Annotated in this window: 10 protein-coding genes; 6 read left to right on the top strand and 4 right to left on the bottom strand. The window is 49.7% G+C overall.

The annotated features are described in order from the left end of the window. Positions 1–9: 9 nt before the first annotated feature. Positions 10–2,634, bottom strand: coding sequence for an ATP-dependent Clp protease ATP-binding subunit (locus tag ACQ6WK_RS03620; protein ID WP_432799382.1), 2,625 nt, complete (start codon positions 2,632–2,634; stop codon positions 10–12). A gap of 603 nt (positions 2,635–3,237) precedes the next feature. Here ACQ6WK_RS03620 and gltX point away from each other — a divergent pair. The 5 genes from gltX to ACQ6WK_RS03645 all read left to right on the top strand — a co-directional run bounded on the left by gltX (position 3,238) and on the right by ACQ6WK_RS03645 (position 9,928). Then, complete coding sequence (gene gltX, locus ACQ6WK_RS03625) at positions 3,238–4,950, top strand: glutamate--tRNA ligase (protein WP_432799383.1); 1,713 nt, start codon at positions 3,238–3,240, stop codon at positions 4,948–4,950. A 38-nt stretch (positions 4,951–4,988) separates the two neighbouring features. Then, complete coding sequence (locus tag ACQ6WK_RS03630; RefSeq protein WP_432799384.1) at positions 4,989–5,405, top strand: EVE domain-containing protein; 417 nt, start codon at positions 4,989–4,991, stop codon at positions 5,403–5,405. Positions 5,406–5,464: 59 nt separating this feature from the next. Next, positions 5,465–6,370, top strand: a complete 906-nt coding sequence (locus ACQ6WK_RS03635) for a PfkB family carbohydrate kinase (protein WP_432799385.1) — start codon at positions 5,465–5,467, stop codon at positions 6,368–6,370. A 351-nt stretch (positions 6,371–6,721) separates the two neighbouring features. Further along, positions 6,722–8,233, top strand: coding sequence for a sensor domain-containing diguanylate cyclase (locus tag ACQ6WK_RS03640; RefSeq protein WP_432799386.1), 1,512 nt, complete (start codon positions 6,722–6,724; stop codon positions 8,231–8,233). 195 nt (positions 8,234–8,428) lie between these two features. Next, positions 8,429–9,928, top strand: a complete 1,500-nt coding sequence (locus ACQ6WK_RS03645) for a sensor domain-containing diguanylate cyclase (protein WP_432799387.1) — start codon at positions 8,429–8,431, stop codon at positions 9,926–9,928. 89 nt (positions 9,929–10,017) lie between these two features. Here the strand turns inward: ACQ6WK_RS03645 and ACQ6WK_RS03650 are convergent, their stop codons facing one another. The 3 genes from ACQ6WK_RS03650 to ACQ6WK_RS03660 form a co-directional block, all read right to left on the bottom strand. After that, a complete protein-coding gene (locus tag ACQ6WK_RS03650) occupies positions 10,018–11,775 on the bottom strand; it encodes a hypothetical protein (RefSeq protein WP_432799388.1) in 1,758 nt (585 codons plus the stop codon). Positions 11,776–11,981: 206 nt separating this feature from the next. Beyond that, positions 11,982–12,716: a PEP-CTERM sorting domain-containing protein gene (locus ACQ6WK_RS03655; protein ID WP_432799389.1), complete on the bottom strand. Its 735-nt coding sequence runs from the start codon at positions 12,714–12,716 to the stop codon at positions 11,982–11,984. A gap of 452 nt (positions 12,717–13,168) precedes the next feature. Beyond that, positions 13,169–14,221 carry an aspartate-semialdehyde dehydrogenase gene (locus ACQ6WK_RS03660; protein WP_432799390.1) on the bottom strand — a complete coding sequence of 351 codons (1,053 nt, stop codon included), beginning with the start codon at positions 14,219–14,221 and terminating at the stop codon, positions 13,169–13,171. Positions 14,222–14,514: 293 nt separating this feature from the next. Between ACQ6WK_RS03660 and ACQ6WK_RS03665 the strand changes: the two genes are divergently transcribed. Then, positions 14,515–18,897: a PQQ-binding-like beta-propeller repeat protein gene (locus tag ACQ6WK_RS03665; protein WP_432799391.1), complete on the top strand. Its 4,383-nt coding sequence runs from the start codon at positions 14,515–14,517 to the stop codon at positions 18,895–18,897. Positions 18,898–18,984 lie beyond the last annotated feature (87 nt).

Genomic DNA, 18,984 nt, shown 5'->3' on the forward strand with positions numbered 1-18,984 from the left:
TATGAAGACTTAATCTTCGTCAGCTTCTGAGGAAGGGGCGACAGGCTGTGGGGACTTTGAATCGCCCCCGTCACCGCCATCGTTGTCATCGCCGCCATCGTTGTTCTCGTCATCGTCATCGGTGCGTTTATTTTCTTCCTTTGGTGGTAGCTTTTCTGCATGGAAGGTGAGGTGTTCGAGTTCATCTTCCTTGTTCCAGTGAACTTTGATGAGTTGGCCGGAGGTAAACTCACCACGGAGAATAGACTCGGAAAGCGGGTCTTCAATATGCTGCTCAATCGCTCGGCGGAGTGGACGTGCACCGAAGTCGGGGTTGTAGCCCTTGTCGATGAGGAAGTCCTTTGCGGTCTGATCAACTTGAAGGGCAATGTCGCGTTCTTCGAGTCGTTGGAAGACCTTGCGGATTTCGTATTCGACGATGCCGTTAAGGTCGTTACGGTTGAGCGGACGGAAGACGATAATGTCGTCAAGTCGGTTGATGAATTCGGGACGGAAGTAGCGCTCAATCTCATTGTTGAGCGTTTGCTTCATCTTCTGATAGTCAGCTTCTTGTGTTTGGATGGCGAAGCCGAAGCCAGCTTTGTTCTTGATGAGGTCTGCGCCGATGTTGGACGTCATGATGAGGATGACGTTACGGAAGGAGATGTGTCGGCCGAATGAATCGGTCAGTTCGCCTTCTTCCATGATCTGGAGCAACATGTTGAACACGTCGGGGTGCGCCTTTTCGATCTCGTCGAGCAGGACGACGGCGTATGGACGACGACGGATTTGCTCGGTGAGTTGGCCACCTTCTTCATAGCCGACGTAGCCGGGAGGCGCTCCAATTAGTCGAGAGACATTGTGTTTCTCCATGTATTCTGACATGTCGATACGGATGAGCGATTCGGGATCGCCGAACATGAACTCTGCGATTGCTTTGGAGAGCAGTGTTTTACCGACGCCGGATGGCCCGACGAAGATGAAGGAGCCCATGGGGCGGCGCGGATCTTTAAGGCCAGAGCGTGAGCGGCGGACCGCTTTGGCAATAGCCTTGATGGCGTCGTCTTGTGAGACAACGGTTTTGTGCAGTTCTTCTTCGAGCTTGAGCAGTCGTTCTGACTCCGCTTTTTCAAGGCGAGTCAGTGGCACGCCGGTCATCTTGGAGACGACTTCAGCGATGACTTCCTCGTCAACGATGCCATCGATTTCTTTGGACTTGGCTCGCCAGTCGCGCTGGATTTGCTCTTTGTTGCGACGGAGAGATTCGGCTTGATCACGCAGCTCGGCGGCTTTTTCGTAGTCCGCCGCTTTGACGGCTTCATCTTTCTCGATGGCAAGACGTTCGATTTGTTCTTCGATGTCTGCGAGGTTTGGCGGTTTGCTCATGCTCTTAAGGCGGATGCGAGCGCCAGCTTCGTCGATGACATCAATGGATTTGTCCGGCTGCACACGTGCGGTGATGTAGCGATCGGACAATTCAACAGCAGCATCAATCGCGGAGTCAGTGATCTGCACACGGTGGTGCGCTTCATAACGATCGCGCAGGCCGGTGAGAATCTTGACCGCATCTTTCTTGTTTGGTGGTTCGACGAGGATCGTCTGGAAGCGGCGCTCAAGCGCGCCATCCTTCTCGATGTACTTGCGGTACTCATCAAGTGTGGTTGCACCGATGCACTGGATCTCGCCGCGAGAGAGAGCAGGCTTGAGCACGTTGGAGGCATCGATCGCGCCTTCCGCGCCACCAGCACCAACAAGCGTATGCAATTCATCGATGAACAGCAGCACGTTCTTCGCACGACGCACTTCGTTCATGACTGCTTTGATGCGTTCTTCAAACTGGCCGCGGTATTTTGTGCCGGCCACCATCATGGCGAGGTCCAGCACGACAATGCGGCGGTCATGCAAAATTTCCGGGACATCATTGCCAACGATGAGTTGTGCGAGGCCTTCAACGATGGCGGTTTTGCCAACGCCTGCTTCGCCGAGCAGCACGGGGTTGTTCTTGGTACGACGGCAGAGGATCTGCACCAGACGTTCGATCTCATTGGATCGCCCAATAACGGGATCAAGTTGATCCTGCCGTGCGAGTTCAGTGAGGTCGCGGCCAAAAGAATCCAAAGCCGGGGTCTTGGACTTGCCGCCCTTGCTGGATGAAGATGATGACGATGAGGAAGAAGGCTCACCTTTGGTGGGGGTGGTTGTTTCTTCCGGGTCAACGCCTGCGCCGAGGAGGTTAAGTACTTCCTCGCGGACTTCTTCGAGTTTGAGATTGAGGTTCATAAGAACCTGGGCTGCCACGCCTTCATGTTCACGAAGCAGGCCGAGGAGTAGGTGTTCGGTGCCGACGTAATTGTGATTGAGGTTACGCGCTTCTTCGATGGCATATTCGATGACCTTCTTAGCACGCGGAGTTTGCGGAAGCTTACCCATGGTGACCATGTCCGGGCCAGACTTCACGAGCTTCTCAACTTCAAGGCGAACCTTGCGGAGATCAACATCCATGTTTTTGAGAACATTGGCACCGACGCCTGAACCTTCTTTGACAAGGCCGAGCAGGATATGTTCGGTGCCGATGTATTCGTGGTTAAAGCGCTGTGCTTCTTGGTTAGCCAACGCCATGACTTTGCGAGCCCGATCTGTGAATCTTTCAAACATGCTTATGCCTTTAGCGTGTGTTTGTGGGTGTCCATGCTGAGTCGGCGAATGTAGCCGCCATATGCATAACTTCGGGAACCGGCCGGTTTATTCTGCATAGTTGCATTTCCGGGGGTTCGCCCCTGTTTCGTTGGACCTCATGTCCAATCTACTGGGGCCGGGTGTTATTATTCAGTTGTGCAAGTGGGGTGCCAGAGTGAAAGGTCCGCGTCCCTCTTTGATCCCACTGTGTAAGTCAATTATCGGCTATTTCGATGCGGATGAATACCGAGTTTATGCCTTAGTTTGATTCTCGGTCGTTTGTGGCTGCGGATTTGGCACGCTGGACCACGACGTTGCTCTATCCATTCTACGCATGATTGGGGTCGCGGGTTGCGACTTTCATTCCCATAATTGAGAGGCGTGAACGATGTTCGTGATGATCAGAGCAGATGGAGCGAAGGCTTGAGACGTGGATTGCAGGATAGGAGCAAGGAAAGAGGCGACAGGGGAGGGTGAAGGCTTTTGACAGAGGAAGCGAATGTTAGGCGCGAAATGCCTTGAGACACCATTATCTGGCTAGTAAAAAGTCGCAAGAAGCAGGCTGTTGCTCTGAAGGCTGAGATGGAATTCGCTACAATCCCGATCATGAGTAGCGAACCAAATAAGAAAGTTGTGACAAGATTTGCCCCAAGCCCGACCGGATTTTTGCACGTTGGCGGTGCGCGGACAGCCCTTTTCAACTGGGCCTACGCCCGTGCCAACGGCGGCGAATTCATCTTGCGCATCGAAGATACGGATAAAGCAAGATCGACCCCCGAGGCCACCAAGGCGATTATTAAAGATATGCAATGGCTGGGATTAGATTGGGATCAGGGGCCGGATCCGGATGCAGATGATCCTTATGCGAATCAGATTGGTGATCGTGGCCCGTATTTTCAGAGTCAACGGAGCGGGTTGTATGACGATGCAGTGAAGAAGCTGTTTGAGAAGGGGCGGGCATACTACTGCTTCAAGACGGCGGAGGAGTTAGATGCACTGCGGAAGGCGGCACGTGCTGCGAAGAAGCCGTACCAATATGATCCGGCGGATATGCTTGCGCTAAATGCGGATAAAGATGCGCTGCAGGCGCGGTTGGATGCGGGTGATGAGCACGTGGTGCGGTTTAAGATGCCAGACCACGATGTGGCGGTGAATGATGAAATTTTGGGTGAGGTGGTGGTACAGCAGGCGGAGCTTGAAGACTTCATCATTGTGAAGAAGGATGGCGGGCCGACGTTTCATCTGGCAAACGTGGTGGATGATGCCGCGATGGGCGTGACACTGGTCATGCGGGCGCAGGAGCATCTGAACAACACACCGAAGCACGTGGCCTTGTTTGAAGCATTGGGTTTGGAGAAGCCGCGGTTTGCGCATATCCCACTGATCTTTAATAGCGATGGCTCGAAGATGAGTAAGCGCGACAAAGCCAAAGTTGCGCGACAGGCAGCTAAGGATGCAAAGCTTGAATCGGTCGATGGGATTGATGGTCAACTGTTTGCAGATTTCTTGGCGAAGAAGAATGATGAATTGCCGGTGGCGTTAGTGATTGCGAAACAACTGGATCTTGTTTTGCCTGAGATTGATGTGGCGGACTTTAGAGACTCAGGTTACTTGCCAGAGGTGTTGGATAATTATTTGTCGCTCTTGGGCTGGTCACCGGGCAATGATGTTGAGCGGTTTGGGCCAAACCCGCTGTCGTTTTTGAAAGAGAACTTCACGCTTGATCGTATTGGTAAGAGCGCCGCGAAGTTTGACCGTGATAAGCTAGCCAAGTTCAACACCGAAGCGGTGGTGATGTTGCCTGTGGATGATTTTGCAGCGAGATTGAAGGCGCATCTTGCAGCACACTATCCGGAATATGATGATCTTGTTGCGAATGATGCTCACTTCAAGGCGTTTTGTGAAGGGTATCAGGAACGAAGCCGATCGTTGGATGAGCCGGCCAAGGGCGGACGATTCTTTGTGTGCAGCGATGATGAGATTGTGTATGACTTCACACCGAAGGGGATTAAGAAGGCGATGATGAAGAATGACGGGGAGGGGTTTGTGATGCTGGAGCGATTGGTCGAAGCGTTTGGTGATTTGCCGGAAGAAGGTTTTGGTAATGCAGCTCATGATTGGATGGCGAAAACTGCGGAAGCGGAATCGCTCAACATGGGTAAGATCGCGCAGCCGATCCGTGTGGCGGTGAGTAGCGGAACGGTGACGCCGCCGATTGATGCGACGCTGAACATCCTCGGTAAAGCGAGGACACTTACGCGGTTTAAGAACTGTATCGCGGTGAAGCCTGCCTAATCATGAGATAGAAGTTGTCACATCGGGAGCATTAAGCGATGAATTATTGGTTGATTAAGAGTGAGCCGGGCACGTGGTCGTGGGAAGATCATTGCAAGAAAGGTGTAGAGCATTGGGATGGCGTTCGCAATTATCAGGCGAATAACAATATGAAAGCGATGAAGAAGGGGGATCGCGCGTTTTTTTATCATTCGGTGAAGGAGAAGCGGGTTGTAGGGATTGTCGAAGTAGTGAAGGAGCATTATCCGGATCACACAGACAAGACTGGCAAGTTTGGGATGGTTGATTTTAAGGCAGTAGAAACTGTGACCGAGCCCGTGACACTTGAAACGATCAAAAGTACGAAGGCGCTGGAAGAAATGGTGCTAGTCAAGAACTCGCGGCTGTCGGTACAGCCGGTGACAAAGAAAGAGTGGGATACGGTTTACAAGATGTGCAAGGCGAAGAAACTGTGATCGTTTTGCATGACAACTTTTTTGAGAAGAAATAAACAAGCGAAAGCTGGAGAGTTGATATGAGTTTGATTGTGACGGGCAGTATTGGGATCGATACGATTGAGACACCGGACGGCCAAAAGGCAGACAGTGTATTAGGCGGATCGAGTATTTATTTTGCAGCGGCTGCTTCGTACTTTGGTGATGTGCGATTGGTTGGTGCGGTAGGCGAAGACTTTCCGGAAGCGTTTGTCGGGGATTTCAAACACTTTGATGTGGATACCACTGGGCTTGAGGTTCGTAAGGGGAGCAAAACGTTCCGCTGGCATGGGAAGTATTTGGAGAACATGAATGATCGCGAGACGATCAGTGTGGATTTGAATGTGTTGGCTGAGGATTTGCCACCGGTACCAGATGGGTACAAAGATTCGCAGTATATTTTCCTAGCCAATACGCATCCTGCGGGACAGATGGCCCTTCTGGAAAACTTTCCAAATCGTAAACTGGTTGTTGCGGACACGATGGATCTTTGGATCAATACGGAGAAAGCAGTACTGACGGATTTGCTTCGGCAGATTGATGGTTTGGTGCTAAATGATTCTGAGGCAGAGTTACTGACCGGCGAGAGCAATGTGATAGTTGCAGCAGACAAGATTGTAGCGATGGGGCCGAAGTTTGTGGTGGTGAAGAAGGGAGCACATGGTGCGATCTTGCGGCACGATGATGGTGTGTGCGCTTTGCCAGCGTATCCAGCACGGAAGGTGATTGATCCGACAGGCGCAGGCGATAGTTTTGCGGGCGGGATGATGGGTTATCTTGCGAGTGCAGATGACATCAGTTATGCGACATTGTGCAAAGCGATGGCATACGGGACAGTTGTTGCGAGCTTCAATATTGAGGATTTCTCGCTTGGTCGATTGAAAACACTCGAGAAAGCCGAGCTTGATCAGCGGTATGCAGAGTTTACTGCGATGCTGAATGTTTAGGTTTGAGGTAACACAGGAAATTTGAGATGATTTTGAAACCCCCTGTTCTAGCAGGGGTTTTCTTATGTTTATGGTGCGAGATTTAAAATAGAGTTGCTGGTTCTATCATACGTGTGAGCATATTGGTTTTGGTTATACAGACGTTTGATTGGTTGGGTTTGTGACTTAGATGTCAGAACGTTTTATGAAATATGGTTATCGGGCGAATGTATGAGTTGAATTTGCTACGGACATCTTCCCAATAGGTTACTCGATCAAGTGCATAGCTATAGATGTCGATGCAACTTATAGAGACGTAGACGATATTCGTACGATTTTCATGGCTTTTCCGGATTGAGGGGGAAAGACTGCGTGAGGAAAGACTTGCTGGATCAGATACTAGACTCGCCACAATTGCCAACGCTGCCGCGCATTGCAGTACGCGTGATTGAATTGTGCAAGCAGGACGGCGGTGATCTGGATGAACTTGTCGAAGTGATCAGTGTTGATCCGGGATTGGTTGTGAAGTTACTGGCAAGTGTAAACAGTAGTTACTACGGTTTATCACGTCAGGTTGTGACAGTGCGCGAAGCAACCAAATTGCTCGGTGTACGTGCGGTGAAGACGTTAACGATTGCGTTTTGCCTAAGTCAGGTTATTAGTGAGCAGTGCCCGATTGATTTTGATCTGGATGGTTTTTGGCGACGGTGTGTATACAGCGCGGTGGCGGCGAAAACAATCGCAGAAAATCTTGGCAGCGAATTGACTGAAGAAGCTTTTACCGCAGCGCTTTTGCAAGACATCGGCTTAGTTGCGATGGTGCAGGTCATTGGCAGGGATTACCAGGAATTAATCAAGTCAACGGGTAGCACACACTCAGTATTGGCGCGGATTGAGCAGAATCAACTTTCTACGGATCATGCGGAAGTTGGAGCGGGATTAGCGCGGCAATGGGGCTTGCCTGATATGTTGGTATATGCAATTGAGCACCATCATGCGCCGGACTATGCACCAGCGGAATACCTAGTACTTGTAAAAATGGTGGCAGCGAGCAGTCTAGTTGCCGATGCACTTTCACCACAGCAGCTTTCGATCTCGGCAGTTTCCAGCTATGCGGCACAGCTTGAGGAATGGATGGGGATGGATGAGCAGATGGCACACGATCTGCTGGCTGAGGTTGAAGAAAAGAGTAAGCTGATTTCTGATGCGTTTAAAATCAAGAGCCGTGGGCACCGCGATGTGAATCGTTTGCTTTTGGAAGCGAACGAAAAATTGATTGCAACGACGCTTGAGAATGAGCGAACGATCGATCAATTAGATAAAGATCGGTCGCGACTTGAAAGCATCTCACAGCACGATTCGCTGACAAATCTTGCGAACAGACGTGTATTTGACCGTGCATTGAAAACAGCATTTGAGAACAGTCAACAAGGCGATTTCCCATTGAGTTTGGTACTCTTTGATATTGATCATTTTAAGAAAATCAATGATGAACACGGTCATTTAGCAGGGGATCGCGTACTTGTGATGATTGCGAATTTATTGAAGGAACATGAGCCTGAGGACGGTTGTGTGGCGCGATTTGGTGGTGAAGAATTTACGCTTCTATTGCCACGATTGGGTGTGGCAAGTGCGGCCCAGATTGGTGAGCACATGCGCGAGCGGATTGAAAAGATGCGGTTTGATGTGGGTGATGGCAAGCGTATTGGTGTAACGGTGAGTGCGGGCGTTGCGGGACGAGATCATTTGCGCCAATTGGGAAATGAGATCGAATTGTTGGATTGTGCGGATAAGGCACTTTATGCCGCGAAGCGGTCTGGTCGTAACTGTATACGAGTTTTGCGTCCCATGTCAGTCCCGCATGAATCAGTTGATCAACAATAACAACGATTGATGAACTTAAAATACCAGTATTAATGTTTCTAAGTTTATTCGTGGAGGTTTAAGTCTGCGCTCAGTCCTTCCGATAGTCTCAGGCATAGGGGCAGGAGAATTTTCAGCCGTGATTGATTCTCCTCGTAAATATGTTTTGTTGATGACCAGCGCGCACAGCTTGTGTGCGTACGAGGGGATGAGTACATGAATCAGGCGTTGTTAGATCGCATATTACGATCACCGAGATTGCCCAGCCTGCCGGCGATTGCGCTAGAGGTGATTGATCTTGTTCAGCAGCAAGATGTCGATATCACCGAAATTGCTGAGACGATTCAGAACGATCCGGCCCTTTCGAGCAAGATTCTCAAAACAGTTAATTCCAGCTTTTACGGCCAGGCCTATACGGTGGGCACGATTAGTCATGCACTGGTGGTGTTGGGTCTGAACAGTGTTAAAACATTGGCATTAGGTTTTAGTCTCGTCAACAATCTGCAGGGTGCAGGGGGAGATGGATTTAATCATCTTCGCTATTGGAAGCGCAGCATTTATGCAGCTGCGGCAGCGAAGCACTTTACGAAATTGAAGGGATTGGTTCAGCAGGAAGAAGCATTTTTAGGCGGTTTGTTGCAAGACCTTGGTATGCTCGCATTGAATCAAACTTTGGGTAGTGAGTATACAGCAATCATGACAGAAGCTGGCGATTCACACTGCAAACTGTTTGAGCTAGAACGTGATACATTGAAACTGACGCACGCTGAAGTGGGTGAAGCGCTTGCAGCTTCGTGGAAGTTGCCACCACTTTTGGTTGCACCAATCAAATACCATGAGAATCCGGATGAAGCTGTCGGAGATGTTAAGTTATTCGTACAGTGTGTCGCGCTCGGTTCGATTGTGGCTGAAATCTATATCAATGATGGTGATGGACATGCCTTAGAGAAATATTACCGTCTTGCTAAAGCATGGCTTGACTTATCGCAAGAGGATGCAGAACCACAGCTGAAAGAGATTCACACGCAAACCAATGAACTGAAACGCTTGTTTGATTTGCAGACAGATGATCTCGGTAATCCAGATGAGATTCTTGCAAAGGCGAATGATGCGCTGATGAACATTACACTTGCGGCACAGCAGCAGCATGATCAACTGCAGCAACAGAATAAAAAGTTGGTGAATCAGGTGAATACTGATTCTCTGACCGGCGTTGCAAATCGTCGACATTTTAATGAATATATTTCAGATGAATACGATAAAACAACACAGGGCGCAAGTGGTCCGTTGAGTGTGCTGTTCTTAGATACGGATCATTTCAAGCAGTTTAACGATACGTATGGTCATCCTGTTGGCGACAAGGTTTTGGTGGCGTTGTCACGGACACTTGAAGCTGTCGTCGGTGAACGTGGGCTTGTATCGCGCTATGGCGGTGAAGAATTTGCGGTAGTGTTGCCGAATACGGATCGGATTGGAGCGGCGCAAATTGCAGAAGACATGCGGCAGGCAATTGAGAAAACCACGGTAAAGTCGGACGAAGGAAAAAATCTTCATATTACGGCCAGTATTGGTGTCGCGGCATATGACGGGACATTTTTTGATAAAGTCGACAAGCTGGTGAAAGCAGCAGATCAAGGTGTGTATGCCGCAAAGGCGTCGGGTCGTAACTGTGTACGGATATTCACGCCACGGGTTAAATCGCCGAACGCGGCATAGCAGCATAAACATAAAACTTGGCTTAAATAAAAACACACGCACTCGGAGGGGAGTTGCGTGTGTTTTTTTTACGTGTGTTTGTTGAGATATTATCTGCGTGAAATTACTTTGTATTCGTAGGTAAGTTTGACTTTGTTTTCGAGGCCGGGTTTGAGTGTGATTTTCCAAGTGAGTTTGGAGGTTGGGTTGAGGCGATCGAGATCTTTGGCAAGCTTGATGATCTCAGGGTCGTTGGATGATTTTAGGACTTGGCCTGAAAGCGTTTTAGAAACTTCAATTTCCACAGGTTTAGATTTGTAGTTGGTGAGTTCAAGGGAGCCGCGGGCGGTGATGATGGCGTAATTGCGTGAGTTGCCAGCAAAGATGGCGATCTGTTTTGAATTGGCTTGTTGGCGGGAGAGTTCTTCTTCCTGCTGTTTGGCTTTGATCGCGAGGGCTTGGGTGATCTTGAGGCGTGAGGTTGCTTTTGGCGCGGTGTAGGTGATGGTGTCCTGTCCGAGGATGCGGCCGTCTTTCATCGTGACGGCAGGAGCGGTGGTCCAAGGGCGATCGGTGTTATTGGTGAGTTCGAGTGAATGCCAAACGGGTTGGACGAGTTGTTTTTGTTGTTGTGGGTTCATGTAGTTGTCGTACTGATCGACGAAGTCTGGGATGTCCCATGTGTAAATGGATTTTGCACCGATTTCAGAGGCGAAGAGTGGGAAGTAGCCGCGTTCACCTTTCTTGAGAGAGACGTTTTCAAGTTGGTAGAAGTAAAGGTCTTCGGTAGTTTCGCCTTTGACGGCTTGTTGTGGCATGGAAGGTGCGGCCATGCTCATTTCTTGTACCATATCCATGCGTTGCGACATGACGTTGGACATGCCATTGCCACGACCGGCATAGCGTGCTTGTTTCTGCATGAGATTGTTAATGAATTGGTCAAGAGGTTGGAGGGTCATGCCGGAGGAAGCGGTTTGGAATTGCATGTGGGGGAAGCCAGCGATGAGTTCTGCGGAGACGTTATCAAGGTCGATGAGGTCGTTGATGAGTACGGCCTTGGCGGAAAGGTCGGCGGTGAGATTATCGTCGGTGAGCTTGTCGATGTTGACGATGTAGGAAGGTGCCCATGCGATGCCCTTGGCGAGGTAGGAGGTTTTGACGATGGTGGGTAGTGTGACGCCACGAACAATGGGATTGAGGTTGGCATCGAATTGCAGAACGGGCTTGTGAGAAGTGTGATCTACTTGCGGAATGTTTGATCCTGCGGGGAGTTGGACGTCTTGGATTTGGTGCATGCGTTTGACGAGGATCGCATCGCCGGTTTTGAGATAGACAATATCGCTGAAGCGAGGTGGGGGAAAGATGAGTGGGCGGGGTTCGCCGGGGTTTTGCTGCTTGATTTCAGGCACATCGAGGATGGTAGCACGGATCCAGTTCTTGTCGATTTTAAGATTGATGTTGTTACCGATATTGGCACGGATAACTTCCTGAATGTTCGAAGCGACGGCTTTCTCTGTTGCTTTGGCATAGGTGGATTTGATGTTGGTAAGGTTTGCCCAGTTCGACCAGTTCATCCAGAAAGTACCTTGGGAGGCATTGGGGAAGAGATCAATTTGGAAAGTGTGAGGCTGTTCCCGCTCTTCAACAGTGAAGGTGCTGGCGGTATCAAGATTGGCTTTGGAAACAACGACGCCATAGCCGTTTTTGAAGAGCGCGATGTGAGTAGGTTTGGATTTAGCGGAAAAGATTTGTTTTTCTGTTGTGTGTTGTGTTTCGGGAGCCGTTTCAGGGGTTGCTTCTTGGGCTGTCAGCGGTGTCGTTGTCATGAGCAAGGATGCAATGATCGGCAATGAAAATCGTTTAAGCATGATCGTCTCCTAGTTAGATCAGGCAATAGTTTATGGGGGAGCCAGTAAATTTCCGAGGGCTTCTATGTTATAGACGTATGGTGAGGAAGAAGGTTCCCGAGGATGAAAGAAATGTTAACTGAATTTAGCGCGGGTGAGGAGGGGGCTGAGGAAATAAAAAACGCTCTGCGTGATGCAGAGCGTTTGGAGGGGGTGGGGGAGGATTTTTATGCTTGATTGCGTCTGCGTGCGACGACGATCAGGCCGAGTGAGAGCAGAGCGAGGGAAGCAGGTTCTGGGACCTCAGTAACAACAAGGTTGTCGTACTCGTAGACGCCTACGTAATTGGTTGCGGTGTCGCCCCAGATGATGTTGAAGCCTGTACCGTTTTTGGGTGCGCCTGTGCCGATGAAGCCGTTAGTGTAGACGCCAGGATCGGCAATGGTGAGATGTGCGAGATCTGCACCAGTGACATTTGTCCACCCACCGAGCCCGTCTGATTTTTGCAGATACTGGTTAGAACGATTCGCGGGGTTGCCGCCGAGGAGCCAGTCAAGATCACTGAAATCTGTTTCGAAGACCTTGAATTCAGCATAGGTTGCCCAGTTGTCTCCACGGTAATCGTTTTCGGTGGAGATAATGGCGTAGTTGGTGCCGTCGGTTACCCAGATGTTGACGTATGGAATGATGGTGGTTGGTCCGGAGACATAATCGAAATCAACGGATTCGATTGAACCGAAGGTTTTGCCGTTGAAGTAATTTGTACCGTAGCCGACTTTTTGTCCGTCAAGAGGAGTTGCGCAGTGAGCACCATCGCCGTCTAGGTTTTCGGTGATGGTAGGTGCAACGCTGCCGACATTTGAGTTGCGGATGACAAATGGATCGAAGTCGATGGCTTGTGCAGCAGAGGTTGTGATGGTTGTTGCTGCGATAATCAATGAAGCCAATAGAGTACGTTTCATCTCTTTCTCCAGTGTGGTAAAGATGGTTTGGAAAATTGAACCGCGTTCTGTTGCGGCATTGCAGCAGAACGATTAATTGCATTTAAGTTGTAGGGGTCCGGAATAATGTATGACCCAGTAGTTACAGCTATTTGTTCCACGTCAGCAATCACTATGCGGATTGAATGAATGTGGTTTGGTTTGACCGTGTGTGATACGTTGCCGTGCTCGGCAGGGTGGGAGTATTTCGATCAAACCCAAGACGGGAGTTTATCACAGATTGCTATGAGTTCAATTCATATTATGTAACAAATTAAATAAACCAAGATAAAAAATTTTGGATGTTAATTTAGGTGTTTTTAAGTAAAGCAGAGGATAGGACATGATGTTGGGTTTTGATGGCGTAATAAAAAAAACCTGAACCCCATAAGGGTCCAGGTTGGATTGTTATCAATTTGCTGTTGTGTGACAGGTTACCTTACCAACAGTTCTGCGATTTGAACTGCATTAAGTGCAGCACCCTTACGAACTTGATCGCCACAAACAAAGAGATCAAGACCGCGGTTGTCGTCACGAGAAATGTCGCGGCGGATGCGGCCGACATAGACATCGTCTTTGCCGGTGGCATCGAGTGGTGTGGGGAAGGTATTGCTATCGCGATCATTGATGATAGAAACGCCGGGCGCTTTGTCGAGTGCCGCGATGGCTTGCTCTTCAGTGATCGGGTTTTCAAACTCAAGGTTGATCGATTCAGCATGTGCACGCATGACTGGCACGCGGATACAAGTTGCAGTAATCGCAGATTGATCGCCGTTGAATTGGTTCCAGATTTTGTGTGTTTCGTGAACCATCTTGAGTTCTTCTTGGTTGTAGCCGTTCGGCTTCATGTCAGAGTTGTGACTGAAGAGGTTGAAGGCATATTGGAATGGGAAGATTTCAGTGGTCACTGGTTTTTCTTCAAGGACTTCGCGGGTTTGCAGTTCGAGCTCACGCATGGCGGCTGCACCTGCACCGGAAGCGGCTTGGTAAGTTGAGACGACCATTCGCTTGACGCCAGCCACTTTGTGGAGCGGGTTGACAGCCATGAGCATGATGATGGTCGAGCAGTTGGGGTTAGCGATGATGCCGACGCCAGGGTTGCCGACTTCGATGCCAGCTTCTTTGACTGCTTCGGGGTTGACTTCCGGAACGACGAGCGGAATGCCATCGGCCATGCGGAAAGCAGAGGAGTTATCAATCACGACAGCGCCGGACTCGACCGCGATGGGGGCAAATTTTTTGCTGATCCCGCCGCCTGCAGAGAACAGTGCGATGTCGATATTTTTGAAGCTGGTTTCGGTCAGTTCCTCAACTGTATGGGTGGTGCCTTTGAAGGTGATGGTTTTGCCAGCGGAGCGCGCGGATGCCAAAAGGGTGAGTTTTCCGATGGGGAAATTTCGCTCATCCAGGACATTTAAAAATTCTTCTCCAACGGCTCCCGTCGCACCGACGATTGCCACGTTAAGCGCTTCGCAGCTCATGGTCATTTCACCTTTCTTAGGTTGGTATGAAAATAAAACAGTTTGAGGATTTTGAGCCGCACATTATATCAAGGCTGAGGCGGCAAGGCGATTCGGGAGGGTGTTAGGACTGGGTTTGTGAGGAAGGTAAGGGTGATTTTTGAGGTTGTTGAGGGGCAATCTTTCGGGAGTTTGGGAAGGGGGGATGATTCCTCAGAATTATCGTGAGGGTTGCGTGCCGATGACGTAAACTGGGCGGTGGTATTTTTACGCTGTGAGTGAGCCCAGTGTTTGCGTAACTTAAGTCAGGGATTATCAATATGATAGGGCGATGTGGGGTAGGTAGTAGGTGGGTTGGAACAGGGCGAAACAGTCACGTGTGGGGCGTGGTGATGCTGTTGGCTGGCGTGCTGATCGGATGGGTATGGGGAGGGGCTGCTTCACTGCAGGCTGCGGAACTTCCGGGAGCGGGGCAGATGCGGCCAGTGTACATCGAGGACTCCCCGGTGGTAGCGGAGAACATGGATCGCGCGATGCGACTAATCGCGGAGGATCAATTGACCGCGGCTGTGCGGGTGTTGCAGGGGTTAATGGATGACCATCCAAATAAGCTGCTGCCCAAAGGGCAGGTGACGGTTGTGGCTGAAGAAATGTTGGTGGAGACTGAGGAAGAAGATGTGGCTGGTGCGCTACATCACGACGCTGTTTTGCATGTCAAAGATTTCATCCGTAGCAATGCTCGGTTGTACACGGTTTACCGAGAAGTATTCGAGCCGGTTGCGGAGCGGGAACTGCGTGACACAGCTATTAAAAATGACGATCAAGTTGGTCAATTGATTCAGCGATATTGGCTGACTGAAGCTGCGGTGGCAGCGAATCTTGATCTTGTTGCTCGCAAATTAGAACAGGCCAGGATTGCAGATGCGCGCAGCATGCTTCGGTTGCTTGCAAATCACCCATTGATTGATGAGCAGGGTGAGCGGTATTTGGAGCTTTCCGCCATTGGTGCGTATATGGCCAATGACCAGCACCAAGGGGATCAATATGTCACCAAATTGAAAGAGACGGGAGCAAAAGATGCCGCTGAGCGTGTGATACTGTTCGCTTCGCAAATTGATCCGAGTCTGCACGAACAAGAAGCCATCAAGTTGCACTTAAAAGAATCTTTGCCCAAGCAAAAAGAATCGACGCTATGGGAGGTCACATTTCATGATCCGAATCAAGCGTACTCAAGACAGGTACGACCAAACAATACGCGGCAAGTAAGCCGCATTGCGTTACAAAACACATTGGCCGTGCTGGGGCGGGTTCGTGGAGATGCAATTTACATTAATCATGGCGAATATTTACTGGCATTAGACCGGTTTTCCGGACGAGAGATTTGGCGGTACGTACCGGAGGAAGCAGAGGAGAATAAGCGATCTGTACGAGCACGTTCAGGACGAATGTTGCTTGACCCGCGGCAAGTGGCGACGAACGGAACGCATTTGTTTGGTGTAATTGGCCGCGTGTCTGCGTGGGCAGGGCATCGGATGCGCGAGTTTACCGAAACGAAATTAGTGTCCGTCGAAATGCAGACCGGGAAATCAGCATGGGAGGTTCGTCTTGCGGGGTTAAAGAATGAGGGATTGGATCGGGCGTTTTTTCAGGGTACGCCGATTTTATCAGAGAATCGTTTGTATGCGATTGCAGAACGCCGACCCGCTACAGGTTTTCAAGATACATACTTGTTGGCGTTTGATGCGAGGTCGGGAGACCTTTTGTGGAAGCGGCATCTGGCAAGTACCGCTAATATGAACCGCAACGCGATTGATTCGATCGCGAACATGCAGCTACATGATGGTGTGATTTATCTCACAGATTACCTCGGCGCCGTGGCGGCGATTGATGCACGGCTAGGCACGGTGAATTGGGTTCGTTTGTTTGAACGCTCCAAGCCAAAGCGTCAAGAGTTTGCCGTTCATGCTTCGAATATGTTGCAGATGCGCCCGCCGCCATTTATGACCGAACAAGGTTTGGTGGTTGTGACCGATCAACGCTTAGGTGTGCCGGTGCTGCTTGATCCGCAAACCGGTTCAATCCTGAGAAGTCTGACCGAAGCGCACTGGCAGAATCTTGCACAGATGAAATCATATCCTTCGGGATTGATTTTGATTACCGACAAGCAGATGCATCATCTTGATCCGCAAACACTGGAAAAGAAATGGTCGATCCCGATTTCTGAGAGCGGTGTGAGCGTACTTGCGGGGCAGGTCGGCGTGGCAGAAGGTGTTGCACTCATTAGCACGAACAATCGTCTGCTCATCATTGATCTTGCGACGGGAACGGTGACTCGGCAGATGATGCCGCTGGATACAGGCAATATTTTGCTCGCAGATCGACAGGTGTTGATGTTGAATGCTGCGGATGCACGTTGTTTCATGCCTTGGGAAACAGCGTTATCGCATTTGCGTGGCCAAGTCGCAATGTTGCCGCAGGAGGTAAAGCCGGGCTTGGCGCTTGCGCATATTGCAATGCGTTATGGGTCAGATGAAGTGATGCTTGAAGGGATGGATGATGCGGTGCGGGCATTGGAACAACTGCTGATTAACCGTGAACATGATCGTCATCAGAAATCTCAGAAAGAAGTGTTCGATCAGATTTTTGCAATGCTCCGCTTGGGATCCGGGCTTAGCGATGAGATGAAACTGGAGATGTTTAACCGTTTGGCTGCCATTGTGAGTGGCCGTGAGCAAGAGATTCAGTACCACTTTGCTGCAGGCGAATTTTATCAGCGGGTTGGCAAGGTACATGATGCGGTTGAGCACTATCAATCGATCTTGCTTGACCCACAGTTGACGGATGAAATGCTTACCTTCGCGCAAACGACGCGTCCTTCTGGTGCAGAAGCGAAGATGCGTATCAGCCAGATGATTCAGTTGTATGGCCGCGATATTTATGGTCGCTATGACCATATGGCTGAGTCAAACTTCAAAGAGTTACAGTCCGATCCAACGATGGTGGCTGAAGATTATGTGAGTTTGGCAGAGAAGTATCCACATGCTTCGGTAACGCCAGCAATCATGTTTCATGCGGGACAGTTAGTGGCGCGAGATGGTCACCCCAAAACAGCGAAACGATATTACCGTGATGCATACCACATGATGGGCGCGCTTAATGACACGGAGCATCCTTTGCTTGGACAATTGGTTTCGCAGCTCACTTTGTTGCATATACAAGATCGTAAGCCTGATCAGGCCATTCAGTGGCTGCAGCGTGTGAAGCGAGATTATCCAACGATTGTAATGCTGTCCCGTGGTGATGCATTTGTAGAGATCAATACATGGATCGATGAGTTGGCTAACACGCCGGGGTCATCAGATCAGTATGCACAGGTCCGTTTTCCAATTACGTCTCTGACGCGCTATAAGGGCGAGCTATTGACGTGTCGTACACAAGTGCAACCGGGGCAGGATCATTTTCTTACCGCCACCCCCTTTAAGCTTTATTGCTTCAAACTGGGAGAGACAAAGCCGATTTGGTCGGTGAAGATGCAGCAGAGTTCACCGCAGTTAATTCACATGTCAGATACCCATGCCTATTTGGCTTTTACACGCAATGGGCATATGAAACTTAAGTCAGTGTTGTTGGCTGATGGTTCAGATGCGTGGCCAATAGTTGATCTGAAGCCTGTGTTGAAGCGGATGAGCCTGATGGCACACGAAAACGATGCGGAAGAGATTTTGGCAGAAATTTTCGTGCAGGAAAATGATAATGCGGATGAATTGACCGGCAGCACGCACTACAAAGTACTTTATGATGCGCAAATGCTGATTGTGTCTGACGGAAAGGGTCGGCTTGTAGCTGTGGATGCCGCACGCGGTAAACTGAAATGGAGAAATCGTATTCATCTGGAAGCGATTGATGAAATACAGATCAAAGAAGATGTGTTGGCCATCCTTGGGCGAAAACATGTTGCACTGGAAACCGAAACTTCTGGCATTATGTTACTAAGTGTCTCAACAGGCGAATCAATCCGTCACCCGATCGAACTTGCTGAAAAACCAACACAGGTATCTTTGACCGATGATGGGCGATTGATTGCGGTGAGCCGAAGGCAGTTAACCGCTTACCAGTTATTTGATTCATCGATCCTCTGGCGAATTGTTTTGACAGATGAAGAACTTTCCAATCATGCGTGGTTCGGCGCAGATCATACATTGGTCATCGATCGTGATGGTTTGCTGCACGTAATTGATGCAAGGCATGGCATGATTCTCAAACGTTTAACACTCCAAACCATTGGTGTGCCACGTATGGCGAAGGCGAGGCAGATCGGTGGGCATTGGTTCGTGATGACAACCTCCAATGCGGTTGCAATAGCAGAAAAAGGTGAAGTTGCTTGGCGGGATGCCATTGTTATGCCCGGTCGCAAGCTTTTTGCAACACAAGCTTTTACCAACTCGCATGCGGTCTATCTCTCCGCAGTGGTTGGTGAGGATGATTTTTGGCATCAAGAGGAGATGGTCGGCCCTGCGGATCAGCTTCATGCAAGTTTTAGATACAATGTCTATGCGCTAAATAGAGAGAATGGATTGCTTCAGCATGTGTATCAGTTACCGGGATTGGAGCAGCCGCTTCTGACTGAGCAGATGCAACTGATGAATCAGGCAATTTTGTTGACTGACGGACAGGAAACGTTTGTGTTGCAGGGCGAGAAATAGTATTGATCTGACAGCTATTGTAAAATGCCCAGCAAAGACGGATGTAGAGAACTTTGCTGGGCTTTGCGTTATTAGTTTATTGAATTG

The sequence above is a fragment of the Poriferisphaera sp. WC338 genome (genome assembly GCF_050931845.1).
Taxonomy (GTDB): domain Bacteria; phylum Planctomycetota; class Phycisphaerae; order Phycisphaerales; family Phycisphaeraceae; genus Poriferisphaera.